Annotated in this window: 13 protein-coding genes; 5 read left to right on the top strand and 8 right to left on the bottom strand. The window is 69.1% G+C overall.

Annotated elements, in window-relative coordinates; genetic code table 11:
- Positions 1-308 precede the first annotated feature (308 nt).
- Genes CGU35_RS09115 through CGU35_RS09105 form a run of 3 tightly spaced genes read right to left on the bottom strand, consistent with a single transcriptional unit; the run spans position 309 to position 3,927 of the window.
- Positions 309-1,655 (bottom strand): heparan-alpha-glucosaminide N-acetyltransferase domain-containing protein, encoded by a 1,347-nt coding sequence (locus tag CGU35_RS09115; protein WP_100811164.1) that lies wholly within the window; start codon positions 1,653-1,655, stop codon positions 309-311.
- Between the two features lie 5 nt (positions 1,656-1,660).
- Positions 1,661-2,413 carry a polyprenol monophosphomannose synthase gene (locus CGU35_RS09110; RefSeq protein WP_100811163.1) on the bottom strand — a complete coding sequence of 251 codons (753 nt, stop codon included), beginning with the start codon at positions 2,411-2,413 and terminating at the stop codon, positions 1,661-1,663.
- Positions 2,410-3,927: a glycosyltransferase family 39 protein gene (locus tag CGU35_RS09105; RefSeq protein WP_157813926.1), complete on the bottom strand. Its 1,518-nt coding sequence runs from the start codon at positions 3,925-3,927 to the stop codon at positions 2,410-2,412. Before CGU35_RS09105 ends, CGU35_RS09110 begins: the two co-directional genes overlap by 4 nt.
- 84 nt (positions 3,928-4,011) lie before the next feature.
- Here CGU35_RS09105 and CGU35_RS09100 point away from each other — a divergent pair, with 84 nt between their 5' ends.
- Both CGU35_RS09100 and CGU35_RS09095 read left to right on the top strand, forming a co-directional pair.
- Complete coding sequence (locus CGU35_RS09100) at positions 4,012-4,734, top strand: DUF998 domain-containing protein (protein ID WP_146048004.1); 723 nt, start codon at positions 4,012-4,014, stop codon at positions 4,732-4,734.
- An 8-nt stretch (positions 4,735-4,742) separates the two neighbouring features.
- Positions 4,743-5,951, top strand: a complete 1,209-nt coding sequence (locus tag CGU35_RS09095; protein WP_198519539.1) for a heparan-alpha-glucosaminide N-acetyltransferase domain-containing protein — start codon at positions 4,743-4,745, stop codon at positions 5,949-5,951.
- Here CGU35_RS09095 and lysX read toward each other — a convergent pair.
- Positions 5,902-9,183 (bottom strand): bifunctional lysylphosphatidylglycerol synthetase/lysine--tRNA ligase LysX, encoded by a 3,282-nt coding sequence (gene lysX, locus CGU35_RS09090; RefSeq protein ID WP_100811159.1) that lies wholly within the window; start codon positions 9,181-9,183, stop codon positions 5,902-5,904. The genes CGU35_RS09095 and lysX overlap by 50 nt on opposite strands.
- Positions 9,184-9,376: 193 nt before the next feature.
- Here lysX and CGU35_RS09085 point away from each other — a divergent pair, with 193 nt between their 5' ends.
- A complete protein-coding gene (locus tag CGU35_RS09085; protein WP_100811158.1) occupies positions 9,377-10,546 on the top strand; it encodes an alpha/beta hydrolase in 1,170 nt (389 codons plus the stop codon).
- Between the two features lie 2 nt (positions 10,547-10,548).
- Here the strand turns inward: CGU35_RS09085 and CGU35_RS09080 are convergent, their stop codons facing one another.
- Positions 10,549-11,985, bottom strand: a complete 1,437-nt coding sequence (locus CGU35_RS09080) for a sensor histidine kinase (protein ID WP_198519538.1) — start codon at positions 11,983-11,985, stop codon at positions 10,549-10,551.
- A gap of 17 nt (positions 11,986-12,002) precedes the next feature.
- Positions 12,003-12,737, bottom strand: coding sequence for a response regulator transcription factor (locus CGU35_RS09075; RefSeq protein WP_232711206.1), 735 nt, complete (start codon positions 12,735-12,737; stop codon positions 12,003-12,005).
- Between the two features lie 111 nt (positions 12,738-12,848).
- Here CGU35_RS09075 and CGU35_RS09070 point away from each other — a divergent pair, with 111 nt between their 5' ends.
- The gene (locus CGU35_RS09070) at positions 12,849-14,690 is read left to right on the top strand and encodes an ABC transporter ATP-binding protein (protein ID WP_198519537.1); all 1,842 of its coding nucleotides are present in this window, start codon (positions 12,849-12,851) and stop codon (positions 14,688-14,690) included.
- Here the strand turns inward: CGU35_RS09070 and CGU35_RS09065 are convergent.
- Complete coding sequence (locus tag CGU35_RS09065) at positions 14,668-15,609, bottom strand: NADP-dependent oxidoreductase (RefSeq protein ID WP_100811154.1); 942 nt, start codon at positions 15,607-15,609, stop codon at positions 14,668-14,670. The two genes, CGU35_RS09070 and CGU35_RS09065, sit on opposite strands and share 23 nt — an antisense overlap.
- 110 nt (positions 15,610-15,719) lie before the next feature.
- On the opposite strand from CGU35_RS09065, the gene CGU35_RS09060 reads away from it, so the two are divergent.
- Positions 15,720-16,220 carry a MarR family winged helix-turn-helix transcriptional regulator gene (locus CGU35_RS09060; RefSeq protein ID WP_100811153.1) on the top strand — a complete coding sequence of 167 codons (501 nt, stop codon included), beginning with the start codon at positions 15,720-15,722 and terminating at the stop codon, positions 16,218-16,220.
- Between the two features lie 10 nt (positions 16,221-16,230).
- Here CGU35_RS09060 and CGU35_RS18555 read toward each other — a convergent pair whose 3' ends face one another.
- The gene (locus CGU35_RS18555; RefSeq protein ID WP_232711205.1) at positions 16,231-17,796 is read right to left on the bottom strand and encodes a DUF1801 domain-containing protein; all 1,566 of its coding nucleotides are present in this window, start codon (positions 17,794-17,796) and stop codon (positions 16,231-16,233) included.
- Positions 17,797-17,839: the final 43 nt, after the last annotated feature.

Genomic DNA, 17,839 nt, shown 5'->3' with positions numbered 1-17,839 from the left:
GCTCGCGTCACGATAGGACCTTCGACCCGCACCGTCGCTACCGGGTGAGGCCAGCATGGCGGTCATGACCACGGCCTGCACGACGCGACGGAGATCGAGCTTCTCCGAGCGCCCGAGGTATCACGGGTGATGAGCTCGACCGTGCACCTACCCAGATGCGGGGGCCGAAGACCGAATGCTCATGCCCATCGCCTACGGCCGTGAGTTCATCGCACCGCAGCCGCACCCTCGCCCCGATTCGTACCGCATCGGCCGAAACCACGGTGGAGTCCGGGCAGCGCGATCACTGACGACCGGACCGCCATGGCTCAGTCCGGCGGCGTTCCGGGCTGGTCCATCCTCCGCGCCGCCCACGCGGTGAAGCGCTCCAGCGGACCCCGCCCGAGTGTCAGCGCCCAGGCCGTGCAGCCGACCAGCAGTGTGCCCATGCAGGCGAGCCAGAAGAACGTGCTCGTGCCCGATCCGTCGAAGCTCATCAGGCCGGGGGCCAGTGCGATCGGCGAGATCAGCACCGCGAACGAGATCACGTGCGCCGAGTAGGCGGTCAGGGGCATCGATCCGACGGCGGCCACGGGAATCAGAAGCCAACGCAGGGGGCGAGCGAGGAGAAGACATGCGCCGACGATCATGAGCGCGAAGCCGCCCGATCCGATGATCTCGAACGTGCCGCCCGAGTGCGGGGAAACGCCCCACGCACCCGCCAGTGAGGTGCCGAGATCGGATGCGCCGAGTCGTTCGAGGTAGGTACCGCTCTGCTCGCCGACGCCTCCCTTTCCGCCGCTCCCATCGCCCGAGAAGCACGTGATCACGTTGTCGGACTTCGTGATGCACGTCTTGCCCTTGAGGTCGACCTGTGTCCCGGGTGTGCCGAAGGATCCCGACGAGCCGCTCGAGAAGGCGTTTCCGGCGATCCAGCTGTCGGCCGAGCCGCTGATCGCGCTTCCCACGCCGTAGCCGCCGACGGCGAGCAGAACACCGACGCCGGTCACGATCACCGCCGTCTTGGTCCGGCGGAGCGACGACCGACCGACCACCATCCCGGCGAGGATCAACGGCAGCCACACGGTGAGGGGATACGACCCGGTGATGAGGAAGTCGACGCCGGGGCCGCTCCGTCCGAGGGCCAGGGCGCGCACGAGCACCACGAGTGTCGGGCCCGCGAGCGCGAGCGCTATCGAGATGACGAGCAGTGTACGGCGCCGCAGCCCCAGGAACGGGATGATGATGAGGAAGAGCAACCCATAGATGGGCAGGATGACGGCGATGTCGCTGCCGAGGAGCTCCAGCGCCAAACCGATAGCGAGGACCGCGAGCGCACGGCCGGCCATCCTGAGGCGGGCGCTGCGGAGCGCCTGCCCGGTCGGTGTGATCCTCATGCCCGTGGCGAACGCCACCGAGATTCCGGCCACGACCGCGAAGAGGATGGACGACCGTCCCTCGATGAGAGCCGTCCAGGTGAGGGGCATGCCGGCGTCGAAGGTCGACGCCACACCCACGTGCACGCCGATCATGCCGAACACGGCGAGGCCGCGGGCGACGTCGATGCCCATGAGCCGCGGCGCGCGCCCGAAGTCCCGCAGGGAGTCGCGCAGCGACCATCGCCGTCGGGTCGCGTCGCCCGCGGACGGGACGGTCCGAGGCTCGAGATCGTGCATCCGCGTCAGACCGTCGCGATCAGCGAGGTCGCACCGGCCAGAGGCTGCGTGCCCGGGACGAACGGGTGGCGACGCCACCGGGCGACGCGCGTGAGCGCTTCGAGGATGATGCCCCCGGTCATCTTCGAGTGGCCGTACGCACGCTCTGCGAATGCGATCGGCACCTCGGTGACGGTCAGCCCGCAGCGGTGTGCGCGATGGAGCGTCTCGATCTGAAAGCTGTATCCGTCCGACGTCGTGGAGGATGCCTCGATCGTCCGCAGGGTTTCGATGCGGAATGCGCGGAAGCCGCTGGTGGCATCGCGGACGGACGTGCCGAGCATCACCCGCACGTATACGCTCGCCATCCGCGAGAGCACACGTCGGTGCAGCGCCCAGCCGACGACGCTTCCCCCGCGCATCCATCGGCTGCCGATCACGAGGTCGGCGGTCGAGAGCGTCTCGACCAGCGCCGGGAGGCGCTGAGCGGGGTGCGATCCGTCGGCGTCCATCTCGATGACGACGGCGTACCCGTGTGCCCGTGCGTAGTCGAAGCCCGCCCGGTAGGCGCCTCCGAGTCCGCCCTTCTCACCGCGGGACAGCAGGGCGATTCGCGGATCGTCGAGCGCGCGGGCGGCAACCAGCTTGCTCGTGCCATCGGGGGAGGAGTCGTCGACGACGAGCACATCGGTCGACGGCAGGTAGAGGGTGATCTCGTCGAGGGTGTGGAGGATGTTCGCCGCCTCGTTGAACGTGGGGACGATGACGAGCGTTCTCATGGTGTGCCTTTCGTGTAGAGGAGGATGACGTCGCGTGCCAGCCACCGGGTGTCGGTGAGTCGGTAGCCCGCCTGCTGAAGTGTGCGTTCGTCGTCGCTCGTGCCGTCCTGGGATCGGGCGACGACCCATACGCGCTGGTGGTCGTCCAGGACGCCCGGGAGCTCTGCGAGCGGCTTCACCGTGTCCCACAGGCCGTCCGTCGTGTCGTAGGAGCGCACCAGCCCGAGGTCGGCCGTATCGCGGAAGCCCTCGGGGTACAGGTGCAGGGCGAGGCGGGGTTTGCGCGAGGGGCGCACGCCGTCGTCGAAGACCACCCCGTCGCCCGGCCGGCTGTGCGCCCCCACGTACTCCGACACCTGCGCCCAGTCGCTGCCGAACTTGGCGTTCTCGGTGCGCTGTGAGATCGCGAACGGTACCGCCAGGACGAGCGCCAGGGCACCGGCGACGATCGCCGCCCGGCGGGGCCACAGCTGCGCGAGGGCGAGGGCGATCAGGATGCCCGCGGCCGGAGCGCTGAACGACAGATATCGTCCCGTGTACAGCGGCCCGGTCACGATGTTCGCGAGCAGCAACGCCGCCATCGGCACGAGCAGCCACAGCACCGAGATCCAGACCAGCAGACGGGTTCCGGCCTCATCCTCACGCTGCGGGCGACGTCGCCACGAACGCACCGCCCACGCGATCGCGAACACGATGGCGGCCCAGCAGAAGAGGGCGATCGGCAGTGAACCGAACCACTGCTTCACGAAGAGCATGTCCGGGTCCATGACGTCCCGGCGCGCGAGGAATGCGATCTGACCGTGCTGGCTCGTCGCCAGCATCGCGAACGGCAGACAGGCGATTCCCGCCGCGACCGAGGCCACCGCCCAGCGCCACCAGATCTCGCGGGGCGCGCGCATCACGACGAGGGTCAGCAGATGCGCGGCCGCGATCAGCGCGGTGTACAAGAACACGTGCACGCTGATGGCGAGCAGCCCGGCGTACAGCACCCACCAGCCCGCGCGAGTCCCTCGGGTGCGCACGAGGTGCACCAGCAGCACCGTGAGCCACGTCACGAGAGCAGCGGACAGCGCGGCGGAGCGCGCCTCTCCGGACATGAAGACGATGCGCGGCACGAGAAGGGGCACGATGCTCGCCAGCAGCGCGATCCGCCCGCCGACGAAGAAACGGCACAGCGTGAAGACCCCCGCGGCGGTCGCACCGATGGCGAGCGCGCTCGGCAGGCGGACGGAGAAGGAGGATGCGCCGAACACGTCGACCCACACGTGCAGCATCGCGTAGTACACGACGTGGACCGCGTCGACGTTCGCGCTCATCGCCCACAGCGAATCCCACGGTCGTCGCGCCGACATCACGCTGGCTGCCTCATCGCCCCACATCGAGGGCACCCCGATGGCGACCGCCGATACCAGGGCTGCACCGAGCCCCACCATGACGGGGGCGAGGGCGGCGTGTCGCGTGGGCGCGGGAAGACCTGGCGCCGCGGCGCGGGGCGGGTCGATTGTCGTCGTCACGGGAGCGACGCTAGGAACCGAACGTAAGCGCAACGTAAGCACCTCGCTTAGGTGCGTCTTACGGTTGCTCCCTACCGTGTGCGCATGCGTGCGGACCGGCGAGAAACAGCGATGCGGGTGTTGCTCGTCATCGCGGCAGTCACCTATTCGGGCTTGCCGTGGGAGGCGGTCGCGGGCTTCCCGCTCGACGCGTCGCGCTCCTACCTCTCGGAACTCGCCGCGGCCGACAGGCCGAGCGGGTGGTTGTTCCGTTCGCTCGACATCACGACGGGCCTGCTGATCCTCGCCGCCCTCGCCGGGGTGGCCCGACGCCCGCGCCCCGTCGGTCTCGCGCGGGGCGCGGAGTTCGCGCTCGCCGCGTTCGCGTTCCTGACGATCGTGGATGCGTCATCGCCCATGGCCTGCGCGAGCTCGGCCAGTCTCGAGTGCGCCCGGGCGGACGCGGCGAACGCCCTCGGTCTCGGGCATCAGATCCACACGGTGAGCAGCGCGGGCGCACTCGCGGCGGTCCTCGTCTCTGCCGTTCTTCTGTCGGTTTCGGCGCTGCGGGGCGAACCGCGAACCCGTCCCCTCGAGCGTCGTCTGCTCGTCGGCGTCGTCGGGCTGCTGGCCGCCGTGACGCTGATCGTCTCGGTCCTCGCACTGGTGAGCACGGGGGACGGCCGACTCGTCGACGGGGGCGGCCTGGTGCAGCGGGCGCAGGTGCTGCTCGTGAGCACGTATCTGTGCGCGTACGCCGTCATCGCCGGGCGGCGTCGCTCCGAATCCGCCCCCGCGGTGCGCACGAACGCCACGAGCACCCGATGAGCGCGCCGATGACAGCGCCCGACCCGCGGCCGCGGGCACGTCTGCTCGGGCTGGACCTGTTCCGCGCCGTCGCCGTGTTCGGCATGCTCGTCGCCCACGTCGGTCCCGCCGCCTGGACCGCGGGCGATGGTTTCGGCATCGTCCACCCGGAGTGGGAGCTCTTCCACTCCCGGATGCCGGCGATGTTCGCCTTCGCCGCCGGTCTGTCCCTGAACCTCGGCAGGAGCCGTGGGGCCGACGACGTGCAGCCCGCGGTCGTCCCGACCATCATCCGTGCGGCGCTGCTCGCGCTCTGCGGCCTCGCCCTCACGCTCCTGGGCACCCCCGTCGTGGTGATCCTCGTCTCGTTCTCGGTGTGGTTCCTCCTGACGCTTCCGTTCCGACAACTCGGGGTCCGCACACTCCTCGTCGTCGCGGCGGTGTGGGCGGTGGCCGGGCCGCTCGTGTCGTTCCTCGCGCGGCGGGCCATCGACCTTCCCGGCAACCCGCTCTGGAACGCTCTCGTCGCCGGTGACTACCCGGCCCTGACCTGGATGCCTTTCGTTCTGGCCGGGCTCGCCGTCGGGCGGATGGATCTCGCTTCGGCGCGCGTCCGGCTGCGGCTCGCGATCGCGGGAGCCGCGCTGATCGCTGTCGGATACATCCTGTCGTCGATCCTTCTCGCGAACGGTGTCACCGCGCGCATCATGGACGGCCTCACGCTCACGGACGGAAGGGATGCGCGGCAGCAGTTCGCTCGCATCTTCTTCGACGAAAGCGGCGTCACCGACACGGGCACCTGGCTGTGGCTGGTGGTTCCGGCTCCCCATTCGGGCAGTTGGGCGGACGTGATCGGATGCCTCGGCGTGTGCGCCCTCCTTCTGTCCCTGCTGCTCTGGCTCGGCAACGCGGCGCGCTGGGCGGACGGCGCATCGGGCCGGGCGCGGCGGGCGGTCGGTGTTGCGATCACGGTGATCGCCCCTCTCGGCGCCATGGTGCTGTCGGTGTACGCGGCTCACATCGTGGCCATGGCCCTCATCACCGCCGCCACCGGGCACTCGTTCCGCGGGGCACAGAGCGTCTTCACGCTCGCGGCGTTCAGCGCCGGGCTCCTGCTGCTGTCGTGGCTGTGGTCGCGGCGATTCACCCGTGGCCCCCTCGAATGGGTCCTCGGCTGGGCGAGTGCCTTCATCGAACGAACGGGAAGGCGAGTGTCTGCCGGATCGTCGCGCCGGTGACGGCCATCACGATCCGGTCGACGCCGAGGCCGAGACCGCCCGTCGGAGGCATGCCGAACTCGAGAGCCGCGAGGAAGTCCTCGTCGAGCTGCATGGCTTCGGCGTCACCGCGTGCTGCCTTCAGCGACTGAGCGGTCAAGCCGCGACGCTGCTCGAGCGGGTCGGTCAGCTCCGAGTAGGCGGTGCCGAGTTCCATCCCGAACACGACGAGGTCCCAGCGCTCGGACAGCCCGTCGATCCGGCGGTGGGGACGCGCCAGCGGTGAGGTGTCGGAGGGAAAGTCGGTGTAGAAGGTCGGGAGCGTCGTTTCGGCTTCGATCAGTTCTTCGTACAGACGCTCGATCAGCATGCCCGCGGTGTCGTCGCGGCCGACGCCGATGCCGTAGGCGCCGCAGAGGTCCTGCAGCGTCGCAACGCCCAGACCGATCGAGATCGGCAGCCCGATCCGCTCCGTCAGCGCCTCGCACACCGAGACGACACGCCAGGGCGCCGAGACGTCGATGCGGTCGCCGTCGGCGTTCACGAAGGTCGGGGTCCCCGACACGGCGCTCGCCATGTCTTTGATGACGCCTTCGGCGAGCACCCGCATGTCGGTGTAGTCGGCGAAGGCGCGATATGCCTCCATCGCGGTGAACTCGGGATTGTGCGTGCTGTCGACTCCCTCGTTTCGGAAGTTGCGGCCGATCTCGAAGACCCGGGGCAGTCCGGCCACGATCAGCTTCTTCAGTGCCAGCTCGGGCGCGATCCGCAGCGACAGATCGCGGTGGTAGGCATTGATGTGGGTGCGGAAGGGGCGCGCATTGGCTCCACCGTGCGTGCGCTGCAGGATCGGGGTCTCGACCTCGAGGTATCCCTCGGCGAGCAGACGGTCTCGGAGCGCCCGAACGGCCCGTGAGCGCGCGCGCAGAAGTGCCGTCGCCGCGCCGGAGGTCGCGAGGTGGACGTGCCGCTGGCGAACCTGGGCCTCGGGGTCTTTCAGCCCACGGCGACGGTTCGGCGGCTGCCGCAGGGATTTCGCGGCGATGCACCAGGATTCGGCGAGCAGGCTGGGCTCGCCCGACGTGCTGCGCGCGACCTCACCGGTCACCGAGATGATGTCGCCCAGCGAGACGCGCACGAGAGCGCGGTAGTCGGCGGTTCCGTCGGCGGTCGCGATGATCTGAAAGGGTGTGTGGTCCTCGACGAGGTCGAGGAACGTGATCCCCCCGTGCCTACGCCGCGCGACGAGGCGTCCGGCTATCGAGGCTCGCCCCGACGTCAGGGCGCGCACGTCGGCGATCGCGTGCGTGCGCGGCACCGAGGCCGGATACGGGTCTTCGCCGTTCGCCCGGATCGCGAGGACGGAGGCCGCCCGCGGACTCACCGGGGGAGCCGAGGCATCCGTGCCGTCCGGTTGGGACAGCTCCGTCTCGAGCGCGTCCAGGAAGGCGGCGCTCCGGGGCTGCCCGGATCCGCTCGCGTCACGCCGGGGAGATCCGGCGAAACCCTCGGCGCGGGCCACGGCGAACATCACCGTGCTGAAGGGTGCGAGTCGAGACCACATCAGGAAGCGCGGTCGCCATTCCGGCACGTACTTCTCGTTGGCCTTGCGGAGCGACTCGAGCTGCCAGTGCTTCGACAGGATCAGCAGCACCCTCCGCTTCGCCCGCAGGAGGGGCCCGGCGCCGACCCGCGCCCCCCGCACGAGAACGTCACGGAAGACGGCGAAGTTCAGCGAGATCCGGCGCACGCCGAGGCGCTCGGCCTCGGTGACCAGCGAAGCCACGAGGAGTTCCGTGACCCCGTTGATGGCATCCGGGCTGCGACGCATCACGTCGAGGGAGAGTCCGTCGCGATTCCACGGCACGAACACCAGCAATCCGGTGATCTCGCCCAGCCTGTCGTGCGCGGTGACGATGACGCTGTCGTGGTCGGCGGGGTCGCCGATGCGCGAGAGCGCCATCGAGAAGCCGCGTTCGCTCTCGGCGCCGCGCCACTGCTGGGCGAGAGCGGAGATCCGCGCGAGCGCACCGGGGTGGATGTCGCGCTGGTACCGGATCTTCACCGTGTACCCCGCGCGCCGGGCCCGCCGCCGGGTCGCCTCGATCTGCGGGGACGTGAGTATCGCATCCCGCTGCGCGCTGTCCACGCGGAGCAGGGCCTCGTCTCCGAGCACGACCCCGCGCATGCCGTGCCGGGCGTAGTGATCGGCGCCTCGCTCGGTGGCAGCGAGCACCGCGGGTCGCCAGCCATACCGCTGGACGACCCGGAGCCACTCGGCGGTCACCTCGTCCCACTGTCGTTCCGGGCCGAGGGGGTCGCCGCTGGCGAGAGCGATACCGTTCACGACCCGGTACGACACGGCGGCGGTGCGGTCGGCCGAGAACACGACCGACTTGTCGCGCCTGGTCGCGAAGTACGCCAGCGAGTCCTCTCCGCGGCTCCCGCGCAGGATGCGGCGGAGCCCCAGTTCTTCTGCCTCGGTGAGGAGCCGCAGTCGGCGCGCACTGCGCAGGAGCACCGCGAGCGCGACCACGAGCGCGCTCGCCGAGATCGAGGTGACGATCAGTTCGACGCCCGTGCTGAGCCCGTCCGACGACCCGTCGAGGAGCCAATCGCTGGGATAGATGCCGGTGGCGGCGTGCAGCGACCACCACCAGGCATCCGAAGCCGTTATCGGCCGATCGGAGGAGAACTGCGAGATGACCCCGCCGACCACGACAGCGAGCGCGACGCCGGCGGCGAAGACGCCCAGGGCGAGCAGATAGGACGCGGGCTCGCGCTGCGCCGAATACTCCCTGCGCGCCGCGATGAGGAGGGTGATGAAACCGGCGGCGACGGCGGCCGCGAGAAGGTCGATGGCGCCGCCGTCGGCCCAGAATGTCTGACTGTTCCCACCCGTGCTGATCAGATTCACGACCGGCAGCAGCACGGTGGGGAGCTCGAACACCACCAGGAAGAGCATCGCTCCGCGCAGCCGTCGCTTCGAGGCGCTTCCGACGATGAAGAGCAGCACGGCGTTGAAGACGAAGGGCTCGGGGCTCAGGCCGAATACGGCCAGATACGACGCGGCGAAGTACACGCCGTCCGGAAGGACGACGTTGGAGAAGGCGATGATGAGCATCGTCACGGAGATGACCTGCAACACTCGCCCCGTCCACACCGGAACGCCGGACAGCGGGTTGGCTGCACCTCGGTGTCGGGCGGGCGCCGTGTCGCGTTCGTCGGTGACCTCACCCTTCAGTGCACTCATCGATCATTCCTCTCTTGCCGGCGGACACCGCTCAGGCGTGCGCCGGGGACTCATGATGTGTCCGCTGCATAAGAGCCGGATATGACTTCTCGCCGTTCACCCGTTCGCCCTCGGGCGATCTCGTACGCTCAGATCGCCGGCCGACAGGACGGATCTCGTTCACGAGAATGCCCACGCGGAAGGAGCGGACACCATGGATCCGGACGCCCCGATCGATGTTCCCCCCACGCTGTTGCAGGATCCCGGCGCCGACCTGCTTTCGTCCCCGTGGCCCGCAGCGATCGCCCTCGCCCTCGCCGCGGGCGTCGTCGTGCTCGCCGTGCGGTCGGCCCGCCGTAAGGGGGGACGCAGCCGACGGCGCCGCGTCCTCGTGGCCAGCGGATGGGGAACGGTGAGTGCCGTCGTGCTCGTGTTCGCTCTCGCGTTCGGCGTGAACGCCTGGGTGGGGTACTTCCCCTCCGTGGCGACCTTGACCCGCTGGGTGGATGACAAAGTGCGCGCTCCCGCCACGGATTTTCCGAAGACCGCGGTGCTCGCGCCGTCGGGCGAGCCCGCGGTGGCGGCGGTCAAACGGGTCACGACCGAGGACAGGGGATATCCGTTCCTCGCCGCGGTGCCCTCATCGACGCCGAAGGTCCCCGACACGGGCGCCTGGGTCTACCTCCCACCGGGATACGACAAGCCGGGAAACACGGCACGCTACCCGGTGTTGTACGTGCTGCACGGGGCACCGGGCAGCGCGGCCGACTGGTTCGCCGGCGGACGGATCGACTACCTGCTCGACACCCTGATCGCCGCCGGGAGCATCCCGCCGGTCATCGTGGTCTCACCGGATCTGAACGCGGGAGCCGAGCGTCTGGATGACGAGCCACTCGACGTGCCCGGCGGTCCGCAGCTCGAGACGTTCGTCACCCACGATGTGGTCACGTGGGCGGATACGAACTTCCGCACGGTCGCGGATGCGGACCACCGCGTGGTGGCGGGGATGTCGTCGGGAGGGCTCGCCTCGCTGCTGTACGGCCTGCACCACCCCGACCTGTTCGGTGCGGTCGTGTCGATCATGCCGTACACGACGCCGTACACGGCCGGCGTGGTTGCAGATCCGGCGGCCCGCGCACGCAACACGCCGCTCGACGTCATCGCCTCGCGGGGCGGTGCCACCGCGCAGAAGATCTTCCTCGGGCAGGGCGATGGCGAGCCCACCGCGGAGGCGACGCAGATTCGCGACGCGCTTCGGGCGCAGGGTCAGACGACGACGCTCCGGGTGTATCCGGGCCTCGCGCACAACTGGACGACGGCGCGGACGATCATGCCCTACGGTCTCGTCTGGGCGGCGAGGCAGTTGGAATGGACGACGCCGTGAGACTATCGCGGGATGCCGACCATGAACCGCGTGCCCCGCTCGTCCGAGCGCACGCTGACGTCGTAGCCCGAGGCCGTCGCGAGCGCCTTCACGATCGCGAGACCGAGGCCCACCGTCGAGTTCCGGGTCACTGACGTCTCGTCACCGGCCTGCGTGAATCGGTCGAAGAGTGTGGGGATCGCAGCGGCGGGTATGCCGGGGCCGTTGTCGTCGACGGCGAGCAGGAATTCTCCGTCGTGCCGCTCGATGGAGATGCGCACGCGAGTGCCGGTGGGGGTGTGATGCCCGGCGTTGGCGACGAGGTTCAACAGCATCTGACGGATCGCGTCTTCGTCTCCGATGACATTCACCGCGTCGTCGGGGAGAGCGATCTGCCAGACGTGCTCGGGGAATGCGAAACGGACGTCCGAGACGGTTTCGAGAACGACCTGCGACAGGTCGACCTCCTCCTTCCTCACGCGGGGATCCGCGTCGAGTCGCGCGAGCAGCAGGAGGTCGTCGACCAGCGTGCTCATCCGCTTCGCCTCGGACCCCACCCTCCCGAGGACGTTCGCCAGCTCCTCGGGGTCGGCGGGGGACTGCGAGTAGAAGTCGGCGTAGCCGCGGATCGATGCGAGCGGGTTGCGAAGCTCGTGGCTCGCCTCGGCGATGAAGCGCCGCATCGACTCTTCCGCACGATGACGCGCGTTGAGTGAGGACTCCACATGCTCCAGCAGTCCGTTGAGCGCGATCGCGACGCGATCGGCCTCCGATCCCCGCAGACGCGGATCGCGCGGGACGCGTCCCTGCTGCTCCACCTCGCCGGAGGACAGCGGCGTGGCCGCCACCTGCTGCGCGACCTGCGTGACGTGTTCCAGCGGGTCCAGCTCACGCGTGATGAGGCGGTAACCGAACGTCGCCGCCAGCGCCGCAACGCCGAGCCCGACGGCCGTGATCCAGATGATGTACGACATGATGACGGCATCCGTATCCGTCAGGCCGATCCCGGTGACGACGGTGTACGACCCGCTCTGGGGGCTGTCGACCAGACTGGCGGTCACGAGGTAGTTCCCGTAGTCCTGCAGCGTCATCGTGCGGGTGTCGCCGGGCGCGAACGGCTGTGCGCGGAGCTCTTCGATCTCGGTCGAGGAGAGGGGACGGTATGAGTAGTCACGGGTGAAGAACGCCGAGAGCCGCGGGTCGCGGCCCTCGAGCACGAGGAAGAACCCGTCCGGCGGTATGACGATCGAGAAGTCGTCGAATCGCGGCAGCGCGTCGTTCTGCTCGAGCGAGCTGCTGACCTGGTTCTGGGCGCTCTCGTTGGAGAGGTACAGCGTCGACTCCACCTGATTGACCAGATTCTGCCGCAGGATCACGATGGAGGTAGCTCCGAGGATCACGAGAGCCGCGAGCAGGAGGCTCGAGACCGCGACGACGAGTCGTCCGCGGGTGCTGCGCACTCTGCGCTCTGTGCGCATCACTGCTCCGTGGGTTGGGGGGAGGGCTCCCGCAAGATATACCCCACCCGGCGAAGGGTGTGGATCATCGGGGGCCTTCCCTGATCGATCTTCTTGCGCAGGTACGAGATGTAGATCTCGACGATGTTCGATTCTCGCCCGAAGTCGTACTCCCAGACCCGATCCAGGATCTGCTCCTTGCTGAGCACCCTGTCGGCGTTCAGCATCATGAAGCGCAGCAGCGCGAACTCCGTCGCCGTCAGGCGTATGTCGACCCCTGCCCGGGACACCTCGTGACTGTCTTCGTTGAGCCTGAGGTCGCCGATCTCGAGGATGGGCGTCGGCGCGCTGGCGGCGAGCATCGGGCTGCGGCGGAGCAGCCCGCGCAGGCGGACCACCACCTCTTCCACGCTGAACGGCTTGGTGACGTAGTCATCTCCTCCCGCCGCGATACCGCCGATGCGATTGGCGACGGTGCCGTTCGCCGTGAGGAACAGCACCATGGTGTCGGGCAGCTCGCCGCGGATCGTCCGCAGCACTTGCATGCCGTCGATATCGGGCAGCACCACGTCCAACACGATCAGGTGCGGCCGGACTCGGAGAGCCGTCTCGATGGCCGCGCGGCCGGTGCCGGCGACGTCGACCTGCCATCTCTGGCGGCCGAGGACGGCAGAGAGCAGATGGCGCAGGTTGGGTTCGTCGTCGACGATCAGCACCCGGACGGTTGGCTTGGCGTTGACAGAAGGATGCTCCACATCTTCACTCTTTAGCACTGACCTGTGCGTCGGATAAGTGACGCATGAGGCGTGTCGTTCTTCGTGCATTCTTATGTGGGGTTTAGGGGCGGTGGTTACGGTGCCGAGGCCATGATCACCGCACAGAATCCCTCGGCACCCGCCGCTACGCCCGGCCCTTCCGCCGCTGACCCGCTTTCGACTCCGATGCCCCGATGGGCGAACATCCGGACCCTGTGGTTCTTCGTCAGGCCGTTTCGCGCGCGATTGGCGCTCGGGTTCTTGCTCGGCCTCGGCACCACGGCCGCAGCCCTCGCCGCGCCGTTGGTCACGAAACAGATTCTCGACTCGGTGGGCGTGCCCGGCGATGCGGTGCGACCGGTCGTGCTGCTGCTCGGTCTCGTCCTGCTCGGCGCCGGCTTCGGTTTCACCCAGGCGGTCCTCCTCGGGAACGTGGCCGAGGACGTCGTCTTCTCGGTGCGCTCCGTGCTCGTGGGCAGGTTCTTCCGGGGGCGGGTGGCGGATCTTCAGTTCCGCCCTACGGGTGAGGTGGTCACCCGCGTGACGTCGGACACGGTGCTCCTCCGGGAGGCGACCTCCTCCGCTCTCGTGAACCTCGTCAACGAGGTCATAGCGCTCATCGGGGCGCTCGCCCTGATGGCGATCCTCGACCTGACGCTTTTCCTGGTCACCCTCGCCTGCATCGCCGTCGTCGGGGTTCTCGCCGGGCGGTTGATGCCGCGGATCGGCACGGCCCAGCGCCTCGCACAGGAGGCGGTCGGTCGGCTCGGCGGCATCCTGGAGGGCGGTGCGCGTGCCGTGCGCACCATGAAGGCGGCCCGAGCGGAAGCGACGGAAGAGCGGAGGGTGCTGGATGAGGCTCGCGAGTCCATGCGGTACGGCAAGCGGGCGAATCGAACCGAGGCGCTGGCGTGGACGATCGCATCGACCGGGATCCAGTTCGGCATCCTCGTCATCCTGTCGGTCGGTGCCTGGAGGATCGGTGCCGGGTGGCTCGAGGTGTCGACCCTCGTCGCCTTCCTCTTGTACGCGTTCCAGCTCGTCGAGCCGGTCAGCTCGATCACGATGTACGTCGCGGAACTGCAGGCCGGCTCGGCCGCCGCGGCACGAATCCGAGAGACGGAGGACATCACGGCGGAGGACACGATCACGGGGAGCGACGTGCCCCGCGGGCGGACGGGGGCCGCGGCCCTGTCGTTCGAGGGGGTCACCTTCACCTACCCCGGCGCGCGCCATCCGGCCATCGACGACCTGACGCTGTCGCTGCCGTGGCGCGGGCGGCTTGCCGTGGTCGGACCGTCCGGTGCGGGCAAGACCAGCCTGTTCTCGCTCATCCTCGGTTTCTATCGTCCGGAGTCGGGCACCATCCGCATGAACGACACCGACTACGCGTCTCTCTCGCTCGGTTCCATCCGGCAACGGATCGCCTATGTCGAGCAGGACACTCCGCTGCTCGCGGGGAGCATCCGCTACAACCTCGCGTACCGCTTTCCGGACGCGAGCGAGGACGAATTGTGGGATGCGCTCGACGCGGTGCGGCTGCGTGAACTCGTCGAGTCCTTCCCGGCGGGGCTGGATGAGCCGGTCAGCCCGACCAGCCTGTCCGGGGGACAACGTCAGCGCATCGGTGTCGCGAGAGCCATCGTGCGGCGCCCGGAGGTGCTGCTGCTGGACGAGGCGACGGCCCAGCTCGATGGGCTCACCGAGGCCGCGATCAACGGTGTCGTCGATCGGATCTCGGCAGACACGCTCGTCGTCACGATCGCCCACCGTTTGTCCACCGTCGTGGATGCGGACCGCATCGTCGTCGTCGACCGCGGAAGGGTCGTCGGCACGGGGACGCACCGCGAGCTGCTCGTCACCAGCCCGCTCTATGCGCAGCTGGTCCGAGCGCTACGAATCGAGCCGGCATCCGGCGCGGACCGGGCGGTCATGCCGAGGCTGGCGGAATGACCACGACCTTCCCGTGCACCTCTCCCGCGTCGGCCCGGCGGTGAAGCTCGGGCAGTTCGCGAAGCGCCACGCGTTCGCTGATGTCGACCCGTAGGTCGCCGTCGTCGATCAGCCGGACGAGTTCCGCGAGCACTTCGGCATCGGGATGAACGAAGACGGTCACGGCACGCACGCCGCGGCGTTCGTCGCTCGGGGTCGGAACCTGCGGCGTCGTGGAGACGACGACCCCGCCGTCCCGCACTCGCGCCGCCAGAGCCGTGAATCCCTCCTGTGTGATCGGGGCGAGGTTCAGGAGGACATCGACGGGCTCGGTGACCGCGTCGAGCACGGAGGTCGTGGTGTGGTCGATGATCTCGTCGGCGCCGTTGGCGCTCACGATCTCGGCGCTGCGCGGACTCGCGGTGGCGATCACGTGGGCACCGGCCCGCTTGGCGAGCTGCACGGCGTAGCCGCCGACCGGGCCGCCCGCACCGTTGATCAGCACACGCTGGCCCGCCTTCAGGTCGCCGGCATCGAACAGCGCCTGCCAGGCGGTGAGTCCGACCGAGGGCAGACCCGCGGCGTCCGCGAGGGCGATGCGGGTCGGTGCCGCCACGAACGAGTCCGCCGGGGCGACGACGTACTCCGCGGCGCCCCCGTCGCCGGCCATCGGAATGAATCCAACGACCGTGTCGCCGACGGCCAGGGCGCTGACCCTGTCGCCCACGGCGTCCACCGTGCCGGACACGTCGTACCCGGGTGTGTGGGGGAGTGTGATCGGGATCGGGAGGAAGCCGCCGCGCAGGCCGCCGTCGGCTGGGTTGTACGCCGACGCCGCGACCCGGATGAGCACCTCGCCCGCGGCCGCGGTGGGCCGATCGGCGTCCTCGTACCGCAGGACCCGTGCGTCGCCCGTCTTGTGGAACCGTACTGCCTTCATGATGTTTCCCTTCGTGTTGTGTTGCGAATTCGAAGCAACTGCCAAGAAGAAACACTGCTTCGAACTAGGAGCAAGTGCTTTGAATTGGAACTTTCGATACGATGGCCCGCATGACCTCACCCTCGCCGTCTTTGGACGCCACGCAGCTCGGCGCATACTTCGCGCTGATAGAGACCAGCAGCCTGTTGCGTCACGCGGTCGAGCAGCAGTTGCGGGAGGCTGGCGGTCTCAGTTACGTCCAGTTCCAGCTCCTGGCGACGCTCGGCGACACGGCGGGAGGCCGTGCGCGCATGACGGACCTCGCCGACGGTGTCGTCTACAGTCGCAGCGGTCTGACCTATCAGGCGCAGACGCTGGAGAAGCGGGGGCTCGTCACGCGTACGCCCTCCACGGATGACGAGCGCAGCATCGACGTGACCATCACCGACGACGGGCGTGCCGTGCTCGCGAAGGTGTTCCCGGGGCACATCGAGACCCTCGGCGACCTGTTGTTCGCGCCGCTGTCGCGCTCGGACATCGAGACCCTCGCCGAGATCTTGACACGCACGCGCGATCACATGCGTCAGACCCCACCCCGGTCAGCGGCTCCGCGCGCGCGGAAGTCCCGCTGACCGATCAGCGCTACGGCGCCGGGTCGTCGCTGCGCTGCCAGGCGATGGCGATCAGCCGCCGCAGGACGTTCAGGTCGATGTCGTCGAGCTTCTTCACGTAGACGCATCCGGCGCCCTCCGTGTAGGTGCCGAGCCGTGGCAGGAGCTCGGCGCCCTGAGGCAGGTCTTTCAGGCCGTAGATCGAGAGCTGTGCCTTGCGGGGGGAGAAGCCCGTCTTCGGCCATTCGCCCTGTGTGCGCGGATTGGCGGGGGACACGTAGTGGTAGCTGCCGTATCCGACGATCGACGGTCCCCACAGGACGGGCTCGGCACCGGTCACCTCACGGAAGATCTGGGCGAGGGCCATCCCGTCGTCTCGACGGCGCTGTGGCGTCGCGGATTCGAGGAACGCCATGACATCCTCGTCGGTCGGCCGGGTCTTGATCTCGCTCACGTCGCCATTATCGCGCTCATCGTGCTTCCGCCGCATCGCCCGCGGGGGCAACAGCTCGAACGCGACGGGCGAGGTCGCGACACCGTTCACCAGCAGGGCGATGGCGTGTGCGCCCGGGTAGTAGCGGCGCGTGGTGATCGCGCGGAAGGAATGCCGCCGGTCGATCGCCAGCTCTTCGCCGGGCGCCAGGTCGGCCGTCGCGAGTTTGAAGACCTTTCCGCTGAGCGTGCCGTTCGCGCGGTGGTGGTGCACGACGTAGTCGACCGACAGGCGTGCGCTCTCCACGCCCGTGTTCCGGATGACGGCGGTGAACCGGACTTCTTCGCCCCAGGCCACGCGGGTCTCGGCGAGCAGTGGTCCGTCGATCTGCACGGTCGCGGGACCGAATCCGAGCAGGGCGAGGGCGCGTGGATCACCGCGCTTCACGAGCGTGCGGAGCGCACGGCGGACGAGCGCCGGCGTCGTGGCAGCGGGCGTCTCGAGCCAGCGTCGGGCCGTCTCGACGACCAGCTCGGGGGAGTCGCGGCTGAGATCGTTGAGGTGATTCGCGACCGACCGGCGCACGTATTCGCTGTCGTCGCGGTACAGCGCATCCAGGATGCGGACGGTCGCCGCGGGGTGGCTCAGCAGCCCCGGCACGCGAACCGCCCACGGCAGATACGCGCGAGTGCCCTCGCTCGCGAGTCGCCGCACGTGCTCGTCGGATGCGACCGTCCATCCGGCGATGATGTCGAGCGCCCGCTCGAGGTCGTGGCGCAGCAGCGTGCGGATCGCGAACTCGGCCGTCAGCCGGCCCGTCAGCTCGGAGAGGAGAGCCATGGCGTCGTCGAACGAGGCATCCGTCCCCTCGGCGACGGCGCGCGCGGCGACCGCGCTGGTGACGGGCCAGATCAGCCATCCGGTGAACGCCGGATCGTGCTCAGCAGCAGACCGGATGGTGCGGGCAAGAGTTGCATAGTTGCCCGGGACGTCGGCCAGAAGCGCGTCTCGCAGCAGATCCGCCCGTTCGCGCAGCGACAGTCCGTCGAAAGCGTCTGCGGCGCGCGGCAGTTCGCGAAGGACGCGGTCGGGCACGGCGCCCTGGATGGAACGGGCCAGCGTGGCCGCGACATCGACGCCGAGGAGCTCGTCTGCGAAGGGCATGCCCCCATCATCCCGCGGCCCGCGGCATCGCTAGGCTGACGAC

Origin of the sequence: Microbacterium sp. BR1 (assembly GCF_002812725.1) — a bacterium.
Taxonomy (GTDB): Bacteria; Actinomycetota; Actinomycetes; order Actinomycetales; family Microbacteriaceae; genus Microbacterium.
Note: the sequence above shows the minus strand (reverse complement) of the source record. Positions and strands in the feature narration are given on the sequence as shown.

What these genes read in the sequence shown, in the direction of transcription:
- CGU35_RS09115 (WP_100811164.1), bottom strand. Translation starts at nt 1,655, where the DNA reads ATGCACGATCTCGAGCCTCGGACCGTCCCGTCCGCGGGCGACGCGACC.
- CGU35_RS09110 (WP_100811163.1), bottom strand. Translation starts at nt 2,413, where the DNA reads ATGAGAACGCTCGTCATCGTCCCCACGTTCAACGAGGCGGCGAACATC.
- CGU35_RS09100 (WP_146048004.1), top strand. Translation starts at nt 4,012, where the DNA reads ATGCGTGCGGACCGGCGAGAAACAGCGATGCGGGTGTTGCTCGTCATC.
- CGU35_RS09095 (WP_198519539.1), top strand. Translation starts at nt 4,743, where the DNA reads ATGACAGCGCCCGACCCGCGGCCGCGGGCACGTCTGCTCGGGCTGGAC.
- lysX (WP_100811159.1), bottom strand. Translation starts at nt 9,183, where the DNA reads ATGAGTGCACTGAAGGGTGAGGTCACCGACGAACGCGACACGGCGCCC.
- CGU35_RS09085 (WP_100811158.1), top strand. Translation starts at nt 9,377, where the DNA reads ATGGATCCGGACGCCCCGATCGATGTTCCCCCCACGCTGTTGCAGGAT.
- CGU35_RS09070 (WP_198519537.1), top strand. Translation starts at nt 12,849, where the DNA reads ATGATCACCGCACAGAATCCCTCGGCACCCGCCGCTACGCCCGGCCCT.
- CGU35_RS09065 (WP_100811154.1), bottom strand. Translation starts at nt 15,609, where the DNA reads ATGAAGGCAGTACGGTTCCACAAGACGGGCGACGCACGGGTCCTGCGG.
- CGU35_RS09060 (WP_100811153.1), top strand. Translation starts at nt 15,720, where the DNA reads ATGACCTCACCCTCGCCGTCTTTGGACGCCACGCAGCTCGGCGCATAC.
- CGU35_RS18555 (WP_232711205.1), bottom strand. Translation starts at nt 17,796, where the DNA reads ATGCCCTTCGCAGACGAGCTCCTCGGCGTCGATGTCGCGGCCACGCTG.